The organism is Rhodococcus sp. WS3 (genome assembly GCF_003797085.1).
Classification (GTDB): Bacteria; Actinomycetota; Actinomycetes; order Mycobacteriales; family Mycobacteriaceae; genus Rhodococcus_F; species Rhodococcus_F globerula.
The window spans coordinates 1487120-1508706 of record NZ_RKMA01000001.1 but is presented as its reverse complement, the minus strand read 5'-3'; the positions used below and the strand labels follow the sequence as shown (position 1 = coordinate 1508706).

Genomic DNA, 21587 nt, shown 5'->3' with positions numbered 1-21587 from the left:
CGCGTGTAAGCCCACCTTTCGAGGCCTGACGCACTAGCGTGGCCGGTATGTCGTCATCGAACTCGGATCGCCCTGCGCGTCCTGTAGCCCTGGTCACCGGTCCCACCTCAGGTCTGGGTGCCGGGTTTGCCAAGAAATATGCGTCGATCGGCTACGACCTGGTGCTTGTTGCACGGGACGAAGTGAGATTGCGTGATCTTGCCTCCGAGCTGTCCGCGATGTTCGGTACCGAATCCGAAATTCTGGTGTCCGACCTCGCCACGGAATCTGGCCGTGACGCGGTCGCCGACCGATTGGCCCGCGGCGTCGACGTTCTGGTCAACAACGCCGGGTTCGGTACCTCCGGTGAATTCTGGACCGCTGATCCAGCACTTCTGCAAGCTCAACTCGACGTCAACGTCACCGCCGTCATGCGCCTGACCCGTGCGGCGTTGCCCAGCATGATCGCGTCGGCGAACGGAACCATCGTCAATGTCGCAAGTGTGGCGGGATTGCTGTCCGGGCGCGGTTCGACGTATTCGGCCAGCAAGGCGTATGTGATCTCGTTCACCGAAGGTTTGTCCGGCGGCCTGGCCGGAACCGGCGTTCGGGTTCAAGCGCTGTGCCCGGGGTTCATCCGCACCGAGTTTCACGAGCGAGCCGGAATCGAAATGTCATCGATCCCGAAGCCGATGTGGTTGAGCGTCGATCAGGTGGTCGCGACGTCGATGAAGGACCTCGGCGACAACAAGGTCATCAGCATTCCCGGGATTCAGTACAAGATCCTCACCACTGCCGGGCGTCTGGTTCCGAAGGGCTTGGTTCGTAAGATGACCAACCTTGTCGGACGTGGGCGGGGTAGGACGTAGATACAGGTCGCGCGGAGATTATTGCCTCGGCGCTGTGGTCGGTAGGCTGAGCACTCATGAGCGATCGTGAGGATTTGGCTGCGCTGGTGCGCGAACTGGCTGTTGTGCACGGAACGGTGACGTTGTCTTCGGGCAAGGAAGCCGACTACTACGTGGATCTTCGCCGCGCGACGCTTCACCACAAGGCAGGGCCGTTGATCGGCTCACTGCTGCGTGAACTTGTTGCAGACTGGGATTTCGACGCTGTGGGCGGTTTGACGATGGGTGCAGACCCGGTCGCGATGGCAGTGATGCACGCGCCCGGCCGTCCGATCGACGCGTTTGTCGTCCGCAAGGCTGCCAAGGCCCACGGAATGCAGCGTCAGATCGAGGGACCCGATGTGGTCGGCAAGCGTGTTCTGGTTGTCGAGGACACCACGACCACGGGCAACTCTCCGCTCACCGCGGTGAAGGCACTTCGTGAAGCGGGCGCCATCGTGGTCGGTGTGGCAACCGTGGTGGATCGCGCGACCGGCGCCGACGCCGTAATCGGTGCAGAGGGCGTGGAATACCGCTCGCTTCTGGGCCTGGACGATCTCAACTTGGGCTAGCGCCCCCGTGCGCCTTTCTGGTAGTTCGCGCTACCGGAAAGGCTCACAGGGCCGAAGGCCTTGCCGACGTGATCATCGATCGCAGCTCGGCCAACCCCACGGTCAGGCGTTCGATCTGCTCGGGTTCGAGGTCCGCAAAATGCGGAATCAGGGCATCAGCGATGGCATGTCGACCGTCGGCTAGGGTCTTTCGTCCCACATCGGTCATCGCGACCAGTACGGCGCGGGCGTCGTCCGGATCCGGGCGCCGCTCGACCAACCCGCGCTCACCGAGTGTGCGCATCACCGCAGTTGCGGAGGGTTGTGAGCAGTGATCGATCTTGGCGAAGTCGCTGATCCGCATTTCGCCGTATTCCTCGAGCAACGCCAATGCGCGGAGCCAGGTCCGGGGGTAACGGTCGGCAGCAAGTGACGTCGCCATTTTTGTGAAGCGATGGGTATTGCTCACCAAGTCGACCAGTAGGTCGTGCAATCTCTGTTCCTGATCGGGCACGTTCGAATCCTTCCATAAGGTAATGATTGTGTAAACGAGTCTTTGGCGACAGTTGGTATTCGTTCAAGGGAGATGTGCAACCACAGTCGACCTGACCAATTCTTCGATGACGAGGTCTGGGGTCACGAGGCTCAGGCTGCGGTTCGCGGCCAACACTGCAATTCCGTGCGTTCCCGTCCAGATCTTCAGTGCAGTCGCGTTCGGATCCGAGGCTTGGTCTGCTTCGGCCAGAGTCCGCAGAGCCTCGAAGAGTGGAAGCGACGTTGCCCGGAGGTTCGCGCCGGCGCCTTCGAGTAGATCGTGGCGGAACATCAGCTCGAACATCGCCGGTCGCTCCTGCGCAAAAGCGACGTATTCGATTGCGGCAGAGATCAATCGGTGTCGCGCGGGCGTGGGTGCATCGAGTATCGGTGCGAGCCTTGCCCCCAAGTCACGTAGGCCCTGTGAGGCAATTGCCGCAAGTAGGCTGTTGTGTGTCGGGAAATAGCGTCTGGGCGCCCCGTGTGACACGCCGGCTCGACGGGTTATCTCTCGTAACGTCAGGGCGGCGAGGCCGTCGGTGTCGAGAATGTCGACGCCCGTGGCGACGAGGGTGTCGCGGAGTGTGGTGGCAGACATGGGAGACAGTGTCTACCATCTAGGACGGTAGACAGTGTCTACTCTCACTGATTGGGGTGTTGGCGTGCTGTATCGACTGTTCAAGTACATCTTGATAGGACCGGTTCTGTGGGTCTTCGGACGCCCCACGATCGAGGGGCACCGCAACATCCCGCGAAAGGGGCCGGTGATACTTGCCGGTAATCACCGGGCTGTCGTCGACTCGTTCTTCCTGGTTCTGAAAGTGCGCCGACGGATCACCTTTGTCGCCAAGAGCGAGTACTTCACCGGTTCCGGCATCAAGGGCGCGTTGCAGCGCTGGTTCTTCGGCGGCGCAGGTCAAGTTCCCATCGACCGCAGTGGCGCCGACGCCTCGCGGGCCGCACTGGATACTGCCGTCGGAATCCTCGAACGGGGTGGTGTGTGGGCGATCTATCCCGAGGGAACACGATCGCCGGACGGTCGCCTGCACAAAGGCAAAACGGGGGTGATCCGGGTTGCGCTGGAAACGGGTGTCCCCGTTATCCCGGTTGTTGTTCACGGCGGCGACGCGGTGAACCCGCCTGGCACCAGGATGTGGCGATTCAGCAAGGTGCACGTCAGTGTTGGCAAGCCGATCGACTTCTCCCGCTACCGAGAACTGCGGACCCATCAGGCTGTTGTGCGCGCGGCAACCGACGAGTTGATGGCGGCACTGTGTGAGCAGTCCGGGCAGGAATACGTCGACCTGTACGGGGCTGACGTCAAATCTCGTGATTCCCTCTGAATTACCCAGTACGGTCGTCTTGGACGCGTAACCAACTGCGCGCAACCAACAGGAGGACTGGGCATGGCAGGCAAGTGGGGCATCGAGCACGCGGTTTTTGCGGCGGCAACGGCGGCAACGGTGGCTGGGGCGGTGCTCGGCAACGAGCGTGTTCAGCAGATTGCCAAGCCGTTGATTGCGCCGTCGCTCGCGGTCAGGGTGCTGCGCAAGCGATCCGAGACCGACACCGCCGATACTGCGCTGCTCTTGGCAGGTCTTGCTGCGGCAACGATCGGTGATGTGTTCATGATCGATCCGGATAACGATGCTCGCCTGGTGAAGGGTGCGTCTTCGTTTGCCGTCATGCAGTCGAGCTATTCGGCGCTCCTGTTGCGTCGTGGTGCCAGGCCGACGAGGGCTGCGCTCAAGCCTCGGATGAGCGGGTGGTCCACGGCTTCCGGGTTGCTGCGTGCAAAAGCTCCCGAGGTCTCGATGCCGTTGACCGCGTACGGATTGCTGCTGGGAACCACGTCGACGTTGTCCGCAGATCCGGCTTTGTCGCCGGGGGCGAAGACGGTGCTGGACGTGGTGGTGCCTGGCGAGGAGCGGCGATCCTGGCTGGGTGTGGGCGGCGTGCTGTTCACCGCATCCGACGGTCTGATTGTGGTGCGACGCTTGTTCATTCGCGGCAAGGCCGGCCGCGCGGCCGCTGAGGGCGTGATTCTGGCGTCGTATGCGGCTGCTCAGTTGATGCTTGTCGAGGGAATGCTTGCTCTCGGTCGCAAAAATGCCTGAGCGGAGCATCTTCATCACCGGGGCGGCGTCGGGAATCGGCCGTGAGGCCGCGTTGTTGTTTGCGCGCAAGGGTTATCGGGTTGGCTGCTATGACATCGACGAGTCCGGGTTGACGGCTCTGGCCGCCGAGATCAACGGGTTCGGGGGTGTGGCCGTGACCGGCGCACTCGACGTGACGGACCCGGAGCAGTGGTCGACGCAGTTGGCTCACTTTGTCGGTGCGTCGGGTCGACTCGACATCCTGGTCAACAACGCCGGTGTTCTGTCGTCGGGGAAGTTCGAGAGTATTTCCCTTGCTGCGCATCGCCGCATGGTCGATATCAACGTCACCGGCGTTCTCAATGGGACACACACGGCGTTTCCGTATCTGCGCGATACGCCGGGTGCTCAGGTCGTGAATATGTGCTCGGCATCTGCTATCTACGGACAGCCCGAACTGGCGACATACGGGGCCACGAAGTTTGCGGTCCGGGGGCTGACAGAGGCACTCGACCTCGAATGGGCCGAACACGACATCCGAGTGATTGCACTGTGGCCTCTCTTCGTGCAGACGGCCATGGTCACCGGAATGGATACCGGTTCGACGCGATCGCTTGGAATCAAGCTCACTGCAACGGAAGTCGCGCAGGAACTCTGGGATGCGACGCGCGGCGCCGGACGCATGCCCAAGGTTCATTATCCGGTGGGAGGGCAAGCGAAAGTGCTTCTTGCCGCGTCGCGGTTCTCGCCTGCGTGGTTGTCGAGGTTGACGAACAAACGTTTAACCGGAACGTAATCGAACTCGCGATATAGTTCGGAATCGTTTTGTGGGCCGGGTTGAGGCAGAAGACATGGGTGGAGGTAGTCGCGGTGGTTCGTGTCCGGGTGGGATTGCTGTGTCTGAGTGTGGGTTCGGCGTTACTGCTCACCGGTTGTGGTGGTGACGCGCAGTCTGCGCCGACGCCGACTGCGAAACCCACTACGACAGTCTCGACCGCGCCCCAGGTAACCACGACGGTTCCGGTACCGGTCACCACGACGACGGTCGCGCCCACAACTGTGCCGCCGACAACCACATTGACGGACGTGCACTTCGAGCGCAACGAGTCCTACTACTTCACCACTCCGGACGGGAACTTCCAGTGTGGCATCATCAGATTGCCCACCCGCATCGAAGCCGGGTGTGAGGGAACGACATCTCCGGTGCCGCCGCGCCCGGACAGTTGCATGGTGAACTGGGGCAACGGAATTCGTGTTCAAGATGAGGGCGAAGGTGCCTTCATGTGCTCTGGTGGCCCGGTGTACATGTCCGGCGGACCCGAAGCTGATCCGGTGCTTCCGCCCGGAACGCCACTGTCTAAGCTGGGCTTCACATGTATTACCACGGCGACGGATGTCTCGTGTGTCAACGAGCAGACCACACACGGATTCACCGTGGCTGCCGATTCCAACGAGGTGTTCTGATGTCCGACGTGAGCGTAGAACCGGCCGACGAGGTCGGTCCGACAGAATGGGGCGAAAACCCGAACGGCGTCGGCCCGTGGGCGGAGTTTCACGGGACGGACCTCCCCACCGACGAGCGTTACGACCCGCTGCTTCTGCTGGAGGGTGACCGTCGAAACGTGTTGGACGAGTACAGGTACTGGACACGCGAGGCGATTGTCGAGGACATCGACTCGCGGCGTCATCCGATGCACGTGGCCATCGAGAATTTTGCGCACGACGCCAACATCGGCACCGTGGTTCGTACCGCCAACGCGTTTGCCGCAGCGGCCGTGCACATCGTGGGCCGGCGACGGTGGAACCGCCGCGGCGCCATGGTCACCGATCGGTACCAACACATCGTTCACCATGCTGACATCGGCGAGTTGGTCGAGTACGCCCGTGAGAATTCGCTCACTATCGTTGCCGTCGACAACACCCCCGGATCGGTACCACTCGAAACCGCGAGCCTGCCGAGAGACTGCATTCTGCTGTTCGGCCAGGAGGGTCCAGGAGTGACCGAACTGGCGAAAGAGGTTGCGTCCATGACGGTATCGATTGCACAATTCGGCTCGACCCGCAGCATCAATGCCGGCGTCGCGGCAGGTATCGCGATGCATGCCTGGGTACGGGAGCACGCGGATCTTCGTAACTCTCGCTGACCTTGTCGGAGTCTGTTAGCTGGGTAGGCGCTAGCGCCGCAGGCTCCGAGGGGACAGGATATGTCTTATGCAGCAAGTGTGGGCGGAACGCGCAGATGCGGCCGAAGGAGCCATTGTCAGTCGGCATCTGCGACGGTTGTGGGCAATGCCGAGAACAGCGCTGGGTGTCGTGGCGTGGCCGGCGGTGCGCCGCGAGCGCATGTTCCGCCCGTGGCATTACTGGTGGCAGGCGCATCTGCTCGATACTGCCGTCGACGCGCTCGAACGTGACCCGACGCCCAAGCGTCGTCGTCGGATTGCCAAGGTCGCCCGCAGCGTCCGGGTCCGCAACGTCAGGTCCTGGACCAACAGCTACTACGACGACATGGCCTGGCTGGGGTTGTCGCTCGAACGCGCCCAACGGCTGTTTGCACTGGACCATCGCAGCGCCGTGCAAGCTCTCGAATCTCAACTCTTCGACTCGTGGTCGCCGGAGGACGGTGGCGGAATTCCCTGGTGCAAGGGTTCAGATTTCTACAACACCCCGGCCAACGGCCCCGCCGGGATCATGCTTGCTCGGACTGGCAAGCTGTGGCGAGCTCAGGCGCACGCCGACTGGATCGAGGAGACTCTGCGTGATCCCGAATCGGGCCTGATCTTCGACGGTATCCGCCGCGACGGAACGCTCGAACGGGCCATTTACTCGTATTGCCAAGGAGTCACTCTCGGCCTGGAGACGGAACTGGCGACACGGTTGGGTGAACCGAAGCACCGCGAGCGGGTTCACGCCCTCGTCAACGCGGTCTACGACGGTTTGACCGATCACGGCGTCATCATCGGCGGCGGCGGCGGTGACGGTGGCCTGTTCAACGCGATCCTGGTGCGGTATCTGGCGTTTGTCGTGGTCAACCTGACCTGGGAGAGCAACGAGGACATTCGGGCGAAGGAGATCGCCGCGCAGATCGTGCTGGCGTCGGCGGAAGCCGCCTGGAAGAACCGCCTCGAGGTGGAGGGGTTACCGCTGTTCGGTCACGACTGGACTCGCGATGCCACACTGCCGAGGCTTTCCGGGGAACTGGCGACGTTCACGGGAGGTTCGGTGCGATCGTCGAGCGTCCCGGAGCGTGACCTGTCAGTGCAGTTGGGCGGCTGGATGCTGATGGAAGCGGCATACGTCGTCTCAGCGGCGGGGTATCCGCGTAAACGCTAAAGGCGTCAGTCGAGAACTTCCTCGACCTCGACGTCCTCGGCGGGGCGGGCCATTTCCTTGCGGTACTGCCAGATGCCGAGACCGGTGCCGACGACCAGGCTCACAGTCATCACGATCAGGACCGCCGGCAGGAGCCAGGGGACACGATCGAGGAACGAGCCGCCGTAGAAGCCGATCAGCAGCAGAACCGGCGCCCAGATGATTGCGCCGATGGTGCTGGCCACGGTGTACCGCGTGTGGTTCATCTTGGCTGCGCCCGCGACCATGGGGCACAGGGTGCGTATCCAGGGTATCCAGCGGGCGATCAGGACAGCCCAGAAGCCGTGTCTCTCCAGCAGGATGTTGACCCGGTGCAGGTTTTTCTCGGTGAAGTATTTGCCACCTTTGCGGGCCTTGATGTGGTTGCCCGTTCGGTGACCGATGACGTACCCGACCTGATTGCCGGCAATGGCGGCGATCATGGCACCCACCGAGAGAGCCCACACGTGTCCGGCGCCGGATTCGTGGCCGGCCAGCACAATTCCTGCGGTGATGAGGAGAGAATCGCCGGGAAGGAACAACCCCAGAATGATCGCGCATTCGATGAAGACGAATGTCACGACGATGATCCACACCAGCGCAGGACCAGCGGTTTCGAGGGGACCGAAACTGCCGGACGCGAGTGTCATGGTGGTCAGTTTCTTGCCTCGGTTCTGGTGATCAGTGAGTCGGTTCCTCGGTCACGGATTCCGTATTGTCCGTAGTTGAAGTATTCGCCGTTTCACCGCGTCGTGACGCGAGAAGGCGCTTTCCGATTTCGAAAACGATCGGCAGGACAGACACCAGGACGATCAAGATGAAGATGTAGTCGACGTTGTCGCGGATGAACTCGATCTGACCGAGGAGGTAGCCGAGCAACGTGACGCCCGCGCCCCACAGAATGCCACCGACGATGTTGTAGGTGAGGAAGAGTGAGTACTTCATCTTCGATGCGCCGGCGACAACCGGTGCGAAGGTACGCACGATCGGCACGAAGCGGGCCAGGATGATGGTGACCGGGCCGTGCTTCTCGAAGAACGCGTGCGACTCGTCGATGTACTTCTTCTTGAAGAACTTCGCGTCGTCGTTCTTGAACAGAGCAGTTCCACCCTTGGCGCCGATGTAGAAACCGACCTGGTCACCGAGGATCGCGGCAATCGGAATGGTCACCAACAGCACCCACAACGGCGCGAACGGTTCGATCTCGGTGGACTTGGACGCCGCGATCAACCCTGCGGTGAAGAGGAGGGAATCGCCGGGCAGGAGCGGAAACAGTAGGCCGGATTCGATGAAGACCACCAGAAGCAATCCCACCAGAACCCACGTTCCGAAGGAGTTCAAGAGGTTCACGGGATCGAGGAAGCCGGGCAGCAAGGCCAGGTTCGTCACGGATTCAGTTGCTGCCTGCACATTCACGGAGGCCAGACTACCGGGAGCGTCTGAGTGTTTCCCACCGCTGCAGGTCACCGCGTCGTCCACGTCACGGCGAGACCGCAAAGAGACGTGGCGACCACGACTTGCCATACTGCTAGGACCACACGAAGCGCTTTATACATCGTCGAGCGCTCCGAACGACACGTAAATGGAGGACTCCCGCCGTGCCTATCGCAACTCCCGAGGTCTATGCCGAGATGCTGAGTCGGGCCAAGGAGCATTCCTTTGCCTTCCCCGCTATCAACTGTGTCGGCTCCGAATCCATCAACGCAGCCATCAAGGGCTTTGCAGACGCCGGCAGTGACGGCATCATCCAGTTCTCGACCGGCGGTGCCGAGTTCGGTTCCGGTCTGGGCATCAAGGACATGGTTACCGGTGCTGCTGCACTCGCCGAGTTCGCGCACGTGATTGCCGCCAAGTACGACGTCACCATCGCGCTGCACACCGATCACTGCCCGAAGGACAAGCTGGACACGTTTGTGCGTCCACTGCTCGCCATCTCGCAGGAACGCGTCAACGCCGGCCGTAACCCGCTCTTCCAGTCCCACATGTGGGACGGATCGGCTGTCCCGATCGACGAGAACCTGGCGATCGCCAAGGAACTGCTTGCACTGTCGAAAGCTGCAAACATCATCCTCGAGGTCGAGATCGGTGTTGTCGGCGGCGAAGAAGACGGCGTCGAAGCCGAGATCAACGACAAGCTGTACACCTCGAAGGAAGACTTCGAGAAGACGGTCGACGCTCTGGGCGTCGGCGAGCAGGGCAAGTACCTCCTCGCTGCCACCTTCGGCAACGTGCACGGTGTGTACAAGCCGGGCAACGTCAAGCTCAAGCCCGAGGTTCTCGACGAGGGCCAGCGCGTTGCCGCAGCGAAGCTCGGCCTCGCTGCCGGCTCGCAGCCGTTCGACTTCGTGTTCCACGGTGGATCGGGCTCGCTGAAGTCCGAGATCGAGGCTTCGCTGAACTTCGGCGTCGTGAAGATGAACGTCGACACCGACACGCAGTACGCGTTCTCGCGTCCGATCGCGGGTCACTTCTTCACCAACTACGACGGCGTCCTCAAGGTCGACGGTGAGGTCGGAAACAAGAAGGCTTACGACCCGCGCAGCTACCTCAAGAAGGCCGAAGCAGGCATGACTGCTCGTGTCATCGAGGCGTGCAACGACCTGAAGTCGGCCGGCCGCTCGGTGTCCGGAGGCTAGAACTGCTCGATCGAAAAACTGTGCGCGCCCACGAAGTCGAAGACTTCGTGGGCGCGCACAGTTGGTTATGGTTCGAGTGTTTAACCGGTCTGGCTCGGGTCGCAGACCTTCCAGGTTCCGTCCTGGCGTTCCAGATCGAAGGTTCGCCACGACCGTTCCCCGGTTGCCGGGATGCTCGCCTCAACTTGGGCGATAGCGGTGTCGTCGGTGATTCGGACGGCGTCGACGGCGCTGACCTGGGGAATCGTCTTCTGCGTTACCGCATTCTGGTGGACCTGGGCAAAAGCGTCGTCCGGGACGGACTGGTAGTAGTCGGCGAGAGAACCACACGTTGCGGTGCGCAGAGCGGCAATGTCACCGGACGCGAGAGCGTCGACGTACGTGCTGATCGCCGTTTGGACCTTAGCTTCCGGTGAGTTTTCCCCGCTGCTGCTCTCGGACGAGATATACAGAGCGACGCCGATCGCGGCCACGATGGCGACAGCGGCTGCTCCCGCGGCGATGTACCACCCCTTGCCACCGCGCTTCGTCTGCTCCGGCGCGGCCGGCTCGATTCGAGTGGGAAGAGGCTGCTGCGGCGGAATTCCGGCTGCTACTCCGACGCGTTGCGGCGCGGCGCGGACCGGCTGTGGTGCCTTGGGCTGCGGCGACGGACGTGGCGGCGACTGACGTTGCGGTGCCTGGGGCGGCGGCATCTGGGGCTGCTGTGCCTTGGGAATGGCTACGGTTGCGGGCTCAGGCGCCGGGGGCTTCGGAGACGCCTTGGGGATCGCGACGGTGGCGGGTTCAGTCGGCGTCGAACTTTCCGGCGCGCCCTGTTTTTCCGGCGCGCCCTTTGTCGAGTTGTCGTCTTTCGAGTCCGGCACCGGTCATCCTTCGGTCTGGGGCAATTGACGTCCCCAGCGTAACGATCGGTCGAATCCGGTCGTAACGGCGACCACGGGTGAGGCGGTCCGGTGCCCACGGACCGCAGCGGGCACAATAAGCCCATGACCCAATTCGGTGACCTGCTCGGACCCAAGCCCACTCTGCTTCCCGGCGACGACGACGCGGAATCGGCCCTGCTCAACCACGCTGATCCGGCTCAGGTAGCGGCTGATCATCCCACTGCGTCCATCGCGTGGGCTTATCTGGCCGAGGCCGCATTCGAGAGCGGCGCAACCATCACCGCGTACGCCTACGCGCGTACCGGCTACCACCGCGGACTCGATCAGCTTCGTCGCAATGGTTGGAAGGGCTTCGGGCCCGTCCCGTACAGCCATGAGCCCAATCGCGGTTTCCTCCGTTGTGTAGCAGTGCTGGCCAAGGCCGCGCAGTCGATCGGTGAGACAGACGAGTATGCCCGCTGCCTGGACCTGCTCGAGGATTGCGACCCCAACGCTGCCGAAGCGCTTGGCGTCGGTTAGCAGTTTCCGTCCGAGCGCGTCGAGCATCAAGGACCGCGCTCGCAAGTCGGGGCGCCGGCTGAGAACGTCGGCGCTACCGATTCTTCAATGCGCACTGGCCGCAGGGTTGGCGTGGTGGGTTGCCACCACGGTGATCGGGCACCACGCGCCGTTCTTTGCGCCCATTGCCGCTGTCGTGTCGCTCGGGCTGTCGTTGGGTGCTCGCCTGCGTCGCTCGTTCGAGTTGGTGGCCGGTGTGACGGTCGGCATCGGTATCGGCGATCTGATCATTTCCGGTATCGGCAGCGGCGCGTGGCAGATCAGCCTGGTGGTGGTGCTGGCGATGTCGGTGGCGGTCTTGCTGAACAGCGGCCCCATCTTCTCGATGCAGGCCGGTAACTCGGCTGTGCTGGTGGCGACGTTGATTCCGCCAGGGGGTACCGGCGGAATCGACCGCATGATCGACGCACTGGTCGGTGGTTTGGTGGGCATCGCGGTGGTCGCCATCATCCCCACACATCCCGTGCGACGCGCTCGTAAGGATGCAGCGGCGATTCTCGCGACGTCGTCGGAGGTGTTGGCGTTGGTGGCCGACGGATTGCGAGCCAACGATCCGGAGCCGATAGTGAAGGCTCTCCGTAAGGCCCGCGCGACGCAGTCGGCGATCGACGGATTGCGCACCAATCTCAAAGGCGGGCAGGAGATCAGTCGGATCTCGCCGCTGTACTGGAACACTCGCCCGCGGCTCGAACGACTCATGGCGACAGCCGATCCCATCGACAACGCGATGCGCAACATTCGAGTTCTGTCGCGGCGTTCCCTGACGTTGGTCAGGGACGACGAAATTCTTGATCCACGTCTGGTGACCCAGGTGGAGAAATTGTCCAAGGCCGTCGACGTCTTGAGGGAAATGATCCTGGCGGAACCGGGGGAGCAGCCTGATCAGGCGGAGGCCGCCCGGGTGCTACGTTCGGTGGCCAAGGAACTGAAGCCGGCAATTGTGGAGACGGCCGGCCTGTCTGCGACGGTGGTGTTCGCGCAGATCCGCTCGCTGGTTGTCGACTTACTGCAGGTGGCGGGGATGAAGCGTATTTCGGCAATCGCTACGTTGCCGCCCACTGTGGAGAAACCGGCGTACCAGCCTGAACACTGACCTTTGTCCCGCTCACCGAGCAACCCGTTGTATATATGCGAATGTATGCATATGATCGGGAGAACTCAGGAGGTAAGCGGTCATATGGGGTCAGGGCACGGTCATTCTCACGGTCACACGGCGGCAGATTCGGTCGGAGTAGGACCGAGTCCGACGCGCATCCGGAAGATGGTGATCGCACTCGCGATCCTGGTTGCCTTCCTCGTTCTCGAGGCGACCGTCGGCTTGCTCATCGGCTCACTGGCTCTGCTCGCCGACGCCGGCCACATGCTCACCGATGTTGTCGGCATGGCCATGGGGTTGACAGCGCTCCTGCTCGCCAAGAAGGGGAGTACCACCGCTGCACGGACTTTCGGCTGGCATCGCGCCGAGGTCCTCACAGCGATGGCCAACGCGGCCATGCTCTTGGCCGTTGCGGCGTGGGTGATGTACGAGGCCATCGGCCGCATCGGTGACGAACCCGAGATTCCCGGCGGCGCTCTCATCATCACTGCCGCAGCTGGGTTGCTCGCCAACATCGTGGTCATGCTCATGTTGCGCGGCGACTCCAAGGACAGCCTTGCGGTACGCGGCGCCTACCTCGAAGTGCTCGCGGATGCCGTTGGCAGCGTTGGTGTTCTGATCGCCGGCGCTGTGGTCCTACTGTTCGGCTGGACGTGGGCAGACATCGTTGTCGGTGTGCTCATCTCGCTGTGGGTGGTTCCCCGCGCACTCAAGTTGGCGGCCGCGTCGCTGCGCATTCTGACGCAAGCGTCGCCGGCCGATGTCGATGTCGAAACCGTCGAAGCCGATCTGGCCGCACTACCCAACGTCAAGGGCGTGCATGATCTGCACATCTGGACCCTGACGACGGGGATGGATGTTGCCACAGTGCATTTGACCAGCGACGCCGATTCTTCGCACGTTCTCGAATCCGCCCGCGCGGTCTTGGAAAGTCACGGGCTTTCACACGCGACAGTGCAGGTGGAATCGTGCGCCAACGGCGAGCATTGCGAGAAGAACGTCACTTGGTGAACCGGGTGATCTCCTTTCCCGGCTTCCAGAGGTCCACGTACATATGTTCGTCGTCGACGGTCGTGTGAACCACCTCCTCGATGTCGAGGACAAAGAGGTGCAGGGGTTTCGGAACGTCGTAGGTGTAACTGGCAAGAACGGCCTCGAACTCGTCACCGGTCACCTCTCGTGCGGTTCCGGCGATCTTCGCGTCGCCGCCCTCCATCGTGTGCTCGCCGGGATTGCTGTGGAGGGCGTAGCGCCCGTCGCGGATGAGGTCCTTCGCCTTGAGAGCGCCGAACATCGATCCGAGCACCAGACGCCCGTCCAGCATTTCCACTTCGGTGCCACTGACCCGCGGTGAACCGTCCTTGCGCAGCGTTGCGAGCACGTGATGCTTGTGGGCCTTGAATCGAGCTTCGACGGCTGTGGCTAGGGCGGGAACTTCTTCGGAGAACTGCTTCCAGGTGACCATGACGGTCATTCTGCACCCCTATTCCTGACAACTTCTGTCAGTGATTCTCGGTAATGTTCGCTCCATGAGATCCGCGCGCCTGCTTCAGCTCATGTTGCGATTGCAGGGCAGTCGAGGAGTTGTAGCCGAGCAGTTGGCCGGCGAGTTCGGGGTGTCGGTACGGACGATCTACCGCGATGTGGCCTCGTTGTCCGCTGCCGGTGTGCCGATCTGGACCGAAAGTGGCCCGGGCGGCGGTATCCGCTTGCTCGACGGCTGGCAATCCAAGCTATCGGGAATGACAGACGACGAGACGTCGGCGCTGATGCTGCTGGGCGTGCCGTCCATCGCCGCCGATCTGGGCCGGACGGATTCCGCGGACGCCGCGGCCGCAAAACTGCTGGATACGATGCCGCCGAGCCTGCGGAAAGGCGCGCGGTTGTGGCAGGACCGCATTCTTGTGGACGTCCCCGGATGGTTCGGTGGCAGCGACGATATCTCGGCACTGCCGACTATTGCGTCCGCGGTGCTGGATTCACGCCGACTACGTTTCACCTACCGTGACAACCAACGGACGGTTGATCCGCTCGGTCTCGTGATCAAGGCCGGGGTCTGGTATCTGGTGGCACGTCTGGGCGGTCGAACTCTGTCGTTTCGGGTCGGCCGAATCACCGGCCCCGTGGTGTGTGACGAATTATCCGACAGGCCTGCGGATTTCGATTTGGCGACATGGTGGGCGGCATCCATGGCGGAGTTCGACCGTTCGCTGTTGCGTTTCAGTTGTCGGATTCGATTGTCGCCCAACGGTTGGCGCAGGCTCCCCGATGCGGTGGGAGTCGAGGCGTCGCGAGTGGTGCCAGGTCCGCCTGATTCGGCCGGATGGATGGACCTCGACCTAAGATTGGAAAGCCCTGAAGTCGCTCTCTCTCAGTTGATCGGTTTGGGCGCGGATATCGAAGTGCTGGAACCGTTGTCGCTGCGCGATGCAGTGTGCGCGGTGGCGGAGCAGATGGCGGCGCGCAACAGGCACATCGACTAGGCCGTCGCCGATCGCTTTGCCAGCACGCTCGTAATACCCAACTGCGCTGCGACGATCACCGCACCGACCACCAGGCCGAGAGCTGCAGATGCAAGAGTGTTGACGATCCATGCCAGGACTCCGCCGACACCGGCAATATCCTTGACCGCTTCTTCGCCGTGATGAACGGCGTCGTAGAGGGGATGGAAGCCGAGTTCGTCGATGCCGACCAGAAGAATGTGGCCACCCACCCACAGCATTGCGGCGGTGCCCACCACGGAGAGCACCGACATCACGTGCGGCATGCCGCGAACGAGCCCGCGCCCGACCTTGTGAGTGAAACCGGACGACGACTCGGCGATGCGCAAACCGATGTCGTCCATCTTCACGATCAATCCGACAACGCCGTAGACGACAACGGTGATCACCACAGCGACGACGGCAAGAATGATCAGTCGGCTCCAGAAACCTTCACCCGCGATGGTGTTGAGTGCGATCACCATGATCTCGGCCGACAGAATCAGATCGGTACGCACGGCGCCGGAGACAACGGCCTCTTCGTCACGAGGATGCTCGTCTGCGCTCTCGTGATGGTCGCCGTGGCCGAAAATCGCTCCCCAGATTTTGTGGACAGCTTCGTAGCTGAGGTAACAGCCACCCACCATCAGCAGGGGAGTCAGTAGCCCGGGGAGGAACTGGCTGAGCAGCAGCGCGATCGGCAGAATGATCAGCAGCTTGTTGCGCAACGACCCGATCGCGATGCGCTTGATGATCGGCAGTTCGCGTTCGGCCGCCAAGCCGCGCACGTACTGCGGAGTGACAGCCGCGTCGTCGATCACCACGCCGGCAGCCTTGGCCGTTGCCTTACCGGTCGCGGCAGCTACGTCGTCGATCGACGCTGCTGCCATCCGAGCCAGAGCGGCGACGTCGTCGAGCAGGGCAAACAGTCCGCCGGCCATCACAGACCTCCAGTGGAATCAGTGGAAAGGGGTGGCCGGACGGATCCGGTAACGCAGTTGCTTGATCGCACGAAGTCTCTATCCCATGAACGTCGGAGGCGGCGGCAGGTCACCTCGAACGATACCGGCGACTTCATAGCGTGAGTAGCGCAGACCCGACGTCAACTCTGCAGACATCGTTGCGTTAAGGGCTTCCGGGCTAGTTGTTCGCGTGCGAGACTGCACAGGGGATCGACCGAATGGGATCGACCGAATGGGGCATCATGCGCGAACCGGACACAGCACAGGTCGCCAAGAGTTTCGACGCGATGGCGACTCACTACGACCGACAGATCGGACGCTTCGAGCGCTTTGCACTCGGTGACGCACGTAGATGGGCAGTCGACAAAGCGCGCGGCCGCGTCGTCGAGATTGCCGTCGGTACCGGCCTGAACTTGCCGCTCTACGGTAAGGACGTCGACTACGTCATCGGAGTGGACATCTCGAAAGCGATGCTCGATCAGGCCCGCGCCAGGGTCTCCGAGGGTGTGAGCACCAGCGTCGACCTTCGGTACGGAGACGTGCAGGAACTGGATATCCCCGACGAGTGCGTCGATACGCTGCTGTCCACCTACGCGTTCTGCACGATTCCTGATCCGGGCCGAGCTGCAGTCGAGGCCTTCCGCGTTTTGGTGCCCGGCGGTCGATTTGTACTGGCGGAACACGGGCCGAGCACCAATGTTTTTGCGCGGGCCGTGATGAAGGTGGTCGAACCGCTTTTTGTGCGTTTCGGTTCCGACCACCTCACTCGCGATCCCATCGGATACCTCGAGGACGCGGGTTTCCTGATCGACGAAGTGCAGCGCAGCGGACGGGGCGGGGTCGTGTTTCGAGTAGTGGCGAGCAAGCCGGATCCCGAATGGACGGCGTTGGGTCACTGACTGACGGGCCGGACCTTGCCGGACTACTCGACGGGTATGCCTTGCCGCGGCACCGACTTCGTGCCGGCGGTCTCCGAGCTGGCGGTATCCGTGCTGGAGGTGGGAGTCATCCCGAGTGATGCGACTGCGGATGCAACAGCAATTGCGACGATGACCCACCAGGCTTGTCGGAAGGTGCTGTAGTCGACCGCGCTTCCGAGGACTGCGATCAGGATGCTCACGCCAAGCACAGTACCGATCTGCCGGCTCATGCTGATGACGGCGCTGCCGGTGGCCGATCGCGCAGCGGGTAGGTCGGCGGTTGCCTGCGAGAGGATGGTGGGCAGAGCGAGGCCGACGCCGATCCCGGTGATGATCCACCCCGGCAGCAGTTGGGTGGCGTAGTGCGGTGTCGTGTCCACCGACAGCAGGACAAAGAGTGTGCCGGCTGCCCAGAGCGCGCTGCCCAGAGCGGCTACTCGGCCGGCGGAGTATTTGCGGGTGAGGGCTCCGCCCACGATGGCAAACAACGGAACCATCATCGGACCGGGAGCGACGGCAAATCCGGTTCGCAGTGCCGAGTATCCCCAGACTTCTTGCAACCAAAGGATATTCGCGAGAAGTCCGGCCGCGAATGTGGCGCTGAACAAGATGGCGGTGATATTCGACCAGGCAAACGAGCGGACTTTCAGGAGATCCGGCGCGATCAGCGGAGCGGAGTGGCGGGAGTTGCTCCACCAGAACGCAATCAGAGTGACCGCGGCGAGTGCACAGGCAATGACGATGCGCGGGTCTGTCCATCCCCAGTCAGGACCCTGAACCAGTGCGAGAGCAAGAGCGCCGATACCGACGGTGAGGAGTGCGGCGCCGGCCAGGTCCATTCCTGCATCGGGGTCCTTCTCCGCGGCATCCGGGACAAGTCGAACGGCGAAGTAGAGCAGCACGATCCCGATGGGAACGTTGATCAGGAACACCCAGTGCCACGACGCCTCCACGAGCATGCCGCCGACAACGGGGCCGAATGCCGCTGCCGCAGCGCCGGAGGCGGCCCAGATGCGAACGCCGGATTGGCGTTTCGCGGCCGGGAGTGCGTTGATCAGAAGTCCGAGGCTGGCCGGGGTGAGTGCTGCAGCGCCCACGGCCTGGACGATGCGGAATGTCACGAGCATCCACAGTGACGGGCTGAAAGCGCAAGCGGCACTGGCGAGAGTGAAGAGTGCGAGACCGGCGATGAACGCTCGTTTGGGGCCGATGCGGTCAGCCCAACGCCCGAGTGGGATGAGCAGTGCGGCGTAGACGATTGCGTATCCGTTGAGGATCCAGCTGAACTCGCCGAGTGAATGTCCGGGAAAGCTCTTCGCGATGTCGCCGAAGGCCACATTGACGACAAAGAGATCGAGGCTCGCAACAAATGGTGCTCCCGACAGGATTGCCAGAAGTGGGCCCGTCCTGACGGGCTGACTGTTGAGTTCCATAGTCAGGAACCTAAACCCTGGCTATGGCAATGGCAAGTCAGGGAGTAAGGTGATGAGTATGGACGCAGTGCGACTGACCGGAGTCTTGGCGGATCGGGGCGCGTGGCAAGCCACGCATTGCTCGATCGGCCGCGCAATGGAAGTGGTCGGCACGAGGTCGGCGATGCTGATCCTGCGTGAGGCTTATTACGGCACAACTCGTTTCGACGATTTTGCGTCGCGGGTCGGTATCACCGAAGCAGTGGCGTCGGCGCGCCTGAAGGATCTCACTGCTGCCGGCATCTTCGAGCGTCAGCCATATAAGGAGCCGGGGAAGCGTACTCGGCATGAGTACGTGCTCACCGAGATGGGCCGGGATTTACTGCCGGCGGTGCTGGCGCTCATGCAGTGGGGCGACAAGTACCTGCACGGGGGCAGGGGTGGGCCGCTCAACGTTGCCGACGACAGCACTGGTGAACCCGTGACGGTCGACGTGCGCAACCAATCCGGCCACGTCGTGCCACTGGGGGAGTTGCGGGTGTCCGTGAACGGCGCTCGGGTGCGCGGCAACAGCTAATCGTCGAATATCGATTGGCGATCCTGTTGAGCAAGGTGGTCATCGGAGGATTCGGTCGAGATACGCGCGGCGCTGGGTGTCGTCGTAATCCCCGGGTGGCCGGTTGCGGGTGACGACACGCTTAGCGACTTGCAAGAGACGTTCAGGTGCAGCTTCCTCGAGCGTTCCTATCGGTGCCAGCCAGCGCGGGACTGTGACCTCGCGACCTGGTCGGCGTGCAGTGTCGGCGATGGCGCGACCTACCTGTTCGGGTTGCAGCGTGGGTTGCAGATCGAGCGAAACACCAGAGGTGAGTTCGGTGTTGACTGCCGCAGGCATGATCGTAGTGACCGTGACTGCGGTGTGGGCAATTTCGGCGCGCACAGCCCGCGACAGGGCGGCAACGGCGAACTTGGTGGCGCAGTACACCGCGATTCCTGGTGTGGTCACCTTGGCGGCCATTGATGCGACGTTGACGATGTGGCCGCAGTTGCGGGCCAACATGTCGGGGAGGAAGACGTGCATGCCGTTGATGACGCCGCCGAGGTTGACCGCCACCTCCTGATGATGGCCTTCGAGGCTTTGGTCCACGAACGGACCTAGCCGCATGATTCCGGCATTGTTGACGAGCATCCGAACCGGGCCGTCGGCGCTGGCGGCAGCCCAGAACTTTCGCAGACTTTCCCCTTTGGTGACATCGAGATGCATTGACTTGGCATCGATTTCAGCAGCGGTGCGGGCGGCCTCCTCAGTGTCGAGGTCACCGATCCACACTAGTGCTCCCCTGCGAGAAAGTTCAGCAGCAGTGGCACGTCCGATGCCGCGGGCTGCGCCGGTGACACAGACGACGGCCCCGTCGAGTTCGATCATGACCGCACCTCCTCGTTCTCGAAGTGGCGCAACGCAAAGTGGGCGATAGTACGAATCTCACCGGTGTGCATCGTGAGCAACGCTCTACCGAGGTACAGCCCTGGTAGCAACTCGACGATCTCGTCACGGGTGCGTTTGATCGGGAAGGTCCGCACACTCGGATTGCAGTACTCCTCGATGCCGTAGTCCAGCGCGATCACGGGAATCTTGGGAGTGACCAGTCCGACATCGGCGCTGTAGCGAAAGTCGAAGCCCACAATCTCCGGGCCGGCCCGACGCAGGCCGCGATAGAGCGGCGCGATCACCCGCATCGCATAGCGCGCCAACGGGATCAGTCGATTGAACCCCGTACCTGACTCGGCGTTGAACGTCTTGCCCTGCCACGTCGGGTTGATCGCGAGCAGCGGATTGGCCAACGCGGCCTCGGGAACATTGAAGAGTTTGCCCACGATCAAACCTTCGTAGGCACCGTCGAGCTGCGCGGGCCGTGTTCCGGCGGCAAACAACGCGCCGATCTGGTCGCGGCGGTCGGCCCTACTCAGCTCACGCAGGTACCGCCATCCCTCTACTCGCGCTCGACCCGGCGCGTGTTTGGAGAGCTCACGCAACTCGGCCAGTATCGGCCCGATCACCGCTGTGACGGTGGAGGGAAGTTGGGTGGCACCGGTAGCAGCAGGCGGTGTGGGTGACATCGATGAACGTCCTCTCGGTAGCCGATGAACTATTCTGGTACCAAACTGTGCCAAATATGGTCGACAGGTGTCAAGGGCCCTACGCAGCGAACGAGACAAGGCGAATGCCACTATGGCTGTCATGAGTGCCCAGCCTGCGCGGAGCTACGGCGGAATCGATGCCGGCGAGCGGGTGCGGGTTCGCCGCAACCAGCTCATCGACGCCGCGCTGGGAATCATGGCCACTGACCAGTGGCGCACCGCGACGGTCGCCAGGGTGTGTTCCACCGCTGGGCTGAACAAACGCTATTTCTACGAAAGCTTCGACACCCTCGATGCACTGGCGGCGGCCGTCGTCGAGGAAACCGCACGTCACGTAAGCGAGAGTGCCGTCCTCGCGTTCGCAATGTCAGCAAAGAAGTCCCTGCAGGAGAGGGCCTTTCAGAGCATCGACGCTGCGGTGCGAGCCCTGGTCGAGGACCCTCGTCGCGCCAGGGTGCTCTTCGACGCGGTTTCCGCGTCCCCTGCGGTGTTGGCCCACCGGGCCGCGGTCGTTCAAGGCCTCGCGACGATCCTGGTTCAACACGCCCGCGAAGTTCACGATGTAAAACTCGAACGAGACAGCCTGGCCCGAGTTACGCCGGCGTTCCTCGTCGGTGGCACCGCCGAGGCGATCATGAGCTGGCTCAACGGCACTGTCGATATCACCCTTGAGCAACTGATCGATGACCTGAGCACGCTGTGGCTGATCACCGGCAACGGCGCCGCCGACCACGCCCGCCGGCGACTGCCCGAGGAAAAGCCGTGAGCATTGCAGAGGCGATCCGCGTCATTTTCTTACCCAAGGGTGGTTTGCCTGTGATGTGACGGTTGATCCGGCCACCTACGGTGTCCCAAATTGAACTCCGCTGCGCTCCGCTCTGGAAAAGCACTGATTTGTTTAAGGGATGGCCGCCGCGGCGTTCTCGACAGTCGACTGCTTATCGAGAAGTGTGACTTGATCGCTATTTAAGGACACGACGGAGAGGTCGCCTACCCAGGTGTCAGCCCGATCCGTGGCGAAGGGAGTGCGCCTTCTGTCACGGAAACGTAAGTGCCGAAACGTATCCGATGAATCACCCGTGCAGCCTGCATTGTGGTG

General features: G+C 62.4%; 26 protein-coding genes. 16 read left to right on the top strand and 10 right to left on the bottom strand.

Annotation, left to right across the window (positions count from 1 at the left end):
• Nucleotides 1-47 precede the first annotated feature (47 nt).
• Both EEB13_RS06975 and pyrE read left to right on the top strand, forming a co-directional pair.
• Nucleotides 48-848 (top strand): SDR family NAD(P)-dependent oxidoreductase, encoded by an 801-nt coding sequence (locus EEB13_RS06975; protein ID WP_141484896.1) that lies wholly within the window; start codon nucleotides 48-50, stop codon nucleotides 846-848.
• A gap of 56 nt (nucleotides 849-904) precedes the next feature.
• Complete coding sequence (gene pyrE, locus EEB13_RS06970) at nucleotides 905-1438, top strand: orotate phosphoribosyltransferase (RefSeq protein ID WP_141484895.1); 534 nt, start codon at nucleotides 905-907, stop codon at nucleotides 1436-1438.
• A gap of 43 nt (nucleotides 1439-1481) precedes the next feature.
• Here pyrE and EEB13_RS06965 read toward each other — a convergent pair whose 3' ends face one another.
• On the bottom strand, nucleotides 1482-1931 hold the full coding sequence (locus tag EEB13_RS06965; RefSeq protein ID WP_033235673.1) for a MarR family winged helix-turn-helix transcriptional regulator: 450 nt from the start codon (nucleotides 1929-1931) through the stop codon (nucleotides 1482-1484).
• A gap of 63 nt (nucleotides 1932-1994) precedes the next feature.
• Nucleotides 1995-2549 (bottom strand): TetR/AcrR family transcriptional regulator, encoded by a 555-nt coding sequence (locus tag EEB13_RS06960; RefSeq protein ID WP_141484894.1) that lies wholly within the window; start codon nucleotides 2547-2549, stop codon nucleotides 1995-1997.
• Between the two features lie 64 nt (nucleotides 2550-2613).
• On the opposite strand from EEB13_RS06960, the gene EEB13_RS06955 reads away from it, so the two are divergent.
• The 6 genes from EEB13_RS06955 (at nucleotide 2614) to EEB13_RS06930 (ending at nucleotide 7380) form a co-directional block, all read left to right on the top strand.
• The gene (locus EEB13_RS06955; RefSeq protein ID WP_033235671.1) at nucleotides 2614-3294 is read left to right on the top strand and encodes a lysophospholipid acyltransferase family protein; all 681 of its coding nucleotides are present in this window, start codon (nucleotides 2614-2616) and stop codon (nucleotides 3292-3294) included.
• A gap of 63 nt (nucleotides 3295-3357) precedes the next feature.
• A complete protein-coding gene (locus EEB13_RS06950) occupies nucleotides 3358-4068 on the top strand; it encodes a lysoplasmalogenase family protein (protein ID WP_033235670.1) in 711 nt (236 codons plus the stop codon).
• On the top strand, nucleotides 4061-4843 hold the full coding sequence (locus EEB13_RS06945; protein ID WP_141484893.1) for an SDR family oxidoreductase: 783 nt from the start codon (nucleotides 4061-4063) through the stop codon (nucleotides 4841-4843). The genes EEB13_RS06950 and EEB13_RS06945 overlap by 8 nt, the downstream gene beginning before the upstream one ends.
• Nucleotides 4844-4917: 74 nt before the next feature.
• A complete protein-coding gene (locus EEB13_RS06940; RefSeq protein WP_141485554.1) occupies nucleotides 4918-5511 on the top strand; it encodes a hypothetical protein in 594 nt (197 codons plus the stop codon).
• Nucleotides 5511-6191 carry a TrmH family RNA methyltransferase gene (locus EEB13_RS06935; RefSeq protein ID WP_045064099.1) on the top strand — a complete coding sequence of 227 codons (681 nt, stop codon included), beginning with the start codon at nucleotides 5511-5513 and terminating at the stop codon, nucleotides 6189-6191. Before EEB13_RS06940 ends, EEB13_RS06935 begins: the two co-directional genes overlap by 1 nt.
• 67 nt (nucleotides 6192-6258) lie before the next feature.
• Nucleotides 6259-7380, top strand: a complete 1122-nt coding sequence (locus tag EEB13_RS06930; RefSeq protein ID WP_141484892.1) for a glycoside hydrolase family 76 protein — start codon at nucleotides 6259-6261, stop codon at nucleotides 7378-7380.
• A gap of 5 nt (nucleotides 7381-7385) precedes the next feature.
• On the opposite strand, the gene EEB13_RS06925 is transcribed toward EEB13_RS06930, so the two are convergent.
• Together EEB13_RS06925 and EEB13_RS06920 are read right to left on the bottom strand one after the other, a co-directional pair.
• Nucleotides 7386-8048, bottom strand: coding sequence for a DedA family protein (locus EEB13_RS06925; RefSeq protein WP_033235666.1), 663 nt, complete (start codon nucleotides 8046-8048; stop codon nucleotides 7386-7388).
• 31 nt (nucleotides 8049-8079) lie between these two features.
• Nucleotides 8080-8814 carry a VTT domain-containing protein gene (locus tag EEB13_RS06920; protein ID WP_181317467.1) on the bottom strand — a complete coding sequence of 245 codons (735 nt, stop codon included), beginning with the start codon at nucleotides 8812-8814 and terminating at the stop codon, nucleotides 8080-8082.
• A 182-nt stretch (nucleotides 8815-8996) separates the two neighbouring features.
• On the opposite strand from EEB13_RS06920, the gene fbaA reads away from it, so the two are divergent.
• Nucleotides 8997-10034, top strand: a complete 1038-nt coding sequence (fbaA, locus tag EEB13_RS06915) for a class II fructose-bisphosphate aldolase (protein ID WP_033235664.1) — start codon at nucleotides 8997-8999, stop codon at nucleotides 10032-10034.
• Between the two features lie 80 nt (nucleotides 10035-10114).
• Here fbaA and EEB13_RS06910 read toward each other — a convergent pair whose 3' ends face one another.
• Nucleotides 10115-10900, bottom strand: coding sequence for a nuclear transport factor 2 family protein (locus EEB13_RS06910; RefSeq protein ID WP_141484891.1), 786 nt, complete (start codon nucleotides 10898-10900; stop codon nucleotides 10115-10117).
• 123 nt (nucleotides 10901-11023) lie between these two features.
• Between EEB13_RS06910 and EEB13_RS06905 the strand changes: the two genes are divergently transcribed.
• The 3 genes from EEB13_RS06905 (at nucleotide 11024) to EEB13_RS06895 (ending at nucleotide 13586) form a co-directional block, all read left to right on the top strand.
• Nucleotides 11024-11440, top strand: a complete 417-nt coding sequence (locus EEB13_RS06905) for a DUF3151 domain-containing protein (RefSeq protein WP_033235662.1) — start codon at nucleotides 11024-11026, stop codon at nucleotides 11438-11440.
• Complete coding sequence (locus EEB13_RS06900; protein WP_033235661.1) at nucleotides 11427-12572, top strand: FUSC family protein; 1146 nt, start codon at nucleotides 11427-11429, stop codon at nucleotides 12570-12572. Before EEB13_RS06905 ends, EEB13_RS06900 begins: the two co-directional genes overlap by 14 nt.
• Nucleotides 12573-12656: 84 nt before the next feature.
• Complete coding sequence (locus EEB13_RS06895; RefSeq protein WP_095886820.1) at nucleotides 12657-13586, top strand: cation diffusion facilitator family transporter; 930 nt, start codon at nucleotides 12657-12659, stop codon at nucleotides 13584-13586.
• On the opposite strand, the gene EEB13_RS06890 is transcribed toward EEB13_RS06895, so the two are convergent.
• Nucleotides 13576-14040 carry a pyridoxamine 5'-phosphate oxidase family protein gene (locus EEB13_RS06890; protein ID WP_033235819.1) on the bottom strand — a complete coding sequence of 155 codons (465 nt, stop codon included), beginning with the start codon at nucleotides 14038-14040 and terminating at the stop codon, nucleotides 13576-13578. The genes EEB13_RS06895 and EEB13_RS06890 overlap by 11 nt on opposite strands.
• A gap of 64 nt (nucleotides 14041-14104) precedes the next feature.
• Between EEB13_RS06890 and EEB13_RS06885 the strand changes: the two genes are divergently transcribed.
• Complete coding sequence (locus tag EEB13_RS06885; RefSeq protein ID WP_141484890.1) at nucleotides 14105-15058, top strand: helix-turn-helix transcriptional regulator; 954 nt, start codon at nucleotides 14105-14107, stop codon at nucleotides 15056-15058.
• On the opposite strand, the gene EEB13_RS06880 is transcribed toward EEB13_RS06885, so the two are convergent.
• On the bottom strand, nucleotides 15055-15996 hold the full coding sequence (locus EEB13_RS06880) for a DUF808 domain-containing protein (protein WP_033235659.1): 942 nt from the start codon (nucleotides 15994-15996) through the stop codon (nucleotides 15055-15057). The two genes, EEB13_RS06885 and EEB13_RS06880, sit on opposite strands and share 4 nt — an antisense overlap.
• A 239-nt stretch (nucleotides 15997-16235) precedes the next feature.
• On the opposite strand from EEB13_RS06880, the gene EEB13_RS06875 reads away from it, so the two are divergent.
• Nucleotides 16236-16916, top strand: a complete 681-nt coding sequence (locus EEB13_RS06875; protein WP_033235658.1) for a class I SAM-dependent methyltransferase — start codon at nucleotides 16236-16238, stop codon at nucleotides 16914-16916.
• 23 nt (nucleotides 16917-16939) lie between these two features.
• Here the strand turns inward: EEB13_RS06875 and EEB13_RS06870 are convergent, their stop codons facing one another.
• Complete coding sequence (locus tag EEB13_RS06870; protein ID WP_141484889.1) at nucleotides 16940-18370, bottom strand: MFS transporter; 1431 nt, start codon at nucleotides 18368-18370, stop codon at nucleotides 16940-16942.
• 58 nt (nucleotides 18371-18428) lie between these two features.
• Here EEB13_RS06870 and EEB13_RS06865 point away from each other — a divergent pair, with 58 nt between their 5' ends.
• Entirely contained in the window at nucleotides 18429-18926 is a 498-nt protein-coding gene (locus EEB13_RS06865; protein WP_141485553.1) for a winged helix-turn-helix transcriptional regulator, read from the top strand.
• A 39-nt stretch (nucleotides 18927-18965) separates the two neighbouring features.
• On the opposite strand, the gene EEB13_RS06860 is transcribed toward EEB13_RS06865, so the two are convergent.
• Together EEB13_RS06860 and EEB13_RS06855 are read right to left on the bottom strand one after the other, a co-directional pair.
• A complete protein-coding gene (locus EEB13_RS06860) occupies nucleotides 18966-19775 on the bottom strand; it encodes an SDR family oxidoreductase (protein WP_033235656.1) in 810 nt (269 codons plus the stop codon).
• Nucleotides 19772-20467, bottom strand: a complete 696-nt coding sequence (locus EEB13_RS06855) for a hypothetical protein (protein WP_245006078.1) — start codon at nucleotides 20465-20467, stop codon at nucleotides 19772-19774. The genes EEB13_RS06860 and EEB13_RS06855 overlap by 4 nt, the downstream gene beginning before the upstream one ends.
• Before the next feature lie 121 nt (nucleotides 20468-20588).
• Between EEB13_RS06855 and EEB13_RS06850 the strand changes: the two genes are divergently transcribed.
• A complete protein-coding gene (locus EEB13_RS06850; protein WP_033235815.1) occupies nucleotides 20589-21254 on the top strand; it encodes a TetR/AcrR family transcriptional regulator in 666 nt (221 codons plus the stop codon).
• Nucleotides 21255-21587: the final 333 nt, after the last annotated feature.

What these genes read in the sequence shown, in the direction of transcription:
- EEB13_RS06975 (WP_141484896.1), top strand. Translation starts at nt 48, where the DNA reads ATGTCGTCATCGAACTCGGATCGCCCTGCGCGTCCTGTAGCCCTGGTC.
- pyrE (WP_141484895.1), top strand. Translation starts at nt 905, where the DNA reads ATGAGCGATCGTGAGGATTTGGCTGCGCTGGTGCGCGAACTGGCTGTT.
- EEB13_RS06960 (WP_141484894.1), bottom strand. Translation starts at nt 2,549, where the DNA reads ATGTCTGCCACCACACTCCGCGACACCCTCGTCGCCACGGGCGTCGAC.
- EEB13_RS06950 (WP_033235670.1), top strand. Translation starts at nt 3,358, where the DNA reads ATGGCAGGCAAGTGGGGCATCGAGCACGCGGTTTTTGCGGCGGCAACG.
- EEB13_RS06945 (WP_141484893.1), top strand. Translation starts at nt 4,061, where the DNA reads ATGCCTGAGCGGAGCATCTTCATCACCGGGGCGGCGTCGGGAATCGGC.
- EEB13_RS06935 (WP_045064099.1), top strand. Translation starts at nt 5,511, where the DNA reads ATGTCCGACGTGAGCGTAGAACCGGCCGACGAGGTCGGTCCGACAGAA.
- EEB13_RS06930 (WP_141484892.1), top strand. Translation starts at nt 6,259, where the DNA reads ATGCAGCAAGTGTGGGCGGAACGCGCAGATGCGGCCGAAGGAGCCATT.
- EEB13_RS06925 (WP_033235666.1), bottom strand. Translation starts at nt 8,048, where the DNA reads ATGACACTCGCGTCCGGCAGTTTCGGTCCCCTCGAAACCGCTGGTCCT.
- EEB13_RS06905 (WP_033235662.1), top strand. Translation starts at nt 11,024, where the DNA reads ATGACCCAATTCGGTGACCTGCTCGGACCCAAGCCCACTCTGCTTCCC.
- EEB13_RS06895 (WP_095886820.1), top strand. Translation starts at nt 12,657, where the DNA reads ATGGGGTCAGGGCACGGTCATTCTCACGGTCACACGGCGGCAGATTCG.
- EEB13_RS06890 (WP_033235819.1), bottom strand. Translation starts at nt 14,040, where the DNA reads ATGGTCACCTGGAAGCAGTTCTCCGAAGAAGTTCCCGCCCTAGCCACA.
- EEB13_RS06885 (WP_141484890.1), top strand. Translation starts at nt 14,105, where the DNA reads ATGAGATCCGCGCGCCTGCTTCAGCTCATGTTGCGATTGCAGGGCAGT.
- EEB13_RS06880 (WP_033235659.1), bottom strand. Translation starts at nt 15,996, where the DNA reads ATGGCCGGCGGACTGTTTGCCCTGCTCGACGACGTCGCCGCTCTGGCT.
- EEB13_RS06875 (WP_033235658.1), top strand. Translation starts at nt 16,236, where the DNA reads ATGGGATCGACCGAATGGGGCATCATGCGCGAACCGGACACAGCACAG.
- EEB13_RS06870 (WP_141484889.1), bottom strand. Translation starts at nt 18,370, where the DNA reads ATGGAACTCAACAGTCAGCCCGTCAGGACGGGCCCACTTCTGGCAATC.
- EEB13_RS06865 (WP_141485553.1), top strand. Translation starts at nt 18,429, where the DNA reads ATGGACGCAGTGCGACTGACCGGAGTCTTGGCGGATCGGGGCGCGTGG.
- EEB13_RS06860 (WP_033235656.1), bottom strand. Translation starts at nt 19,775, where the DNA reads ATGATCGAACTCGACGGGGCCGTCGTCTGTGTCACCGGCGCAGCCCGC.
- EEB13_RS06855 (WP_245006078.1), bottom strand. Translation starts at nt 20,467, where the DNA reads ATGTCACCCACACCGCCTGCTGCTACCGGTGCCACCCAACTTCCCTCC.
- EEB13_RS06850 (WP_033235815.1), top strand. Translation starts at nt 20,589, where the DNA reads ATGAGTGCCCAGCCTGCGCGGAGCTACGGCGGAATCGATGCCGGCGAG.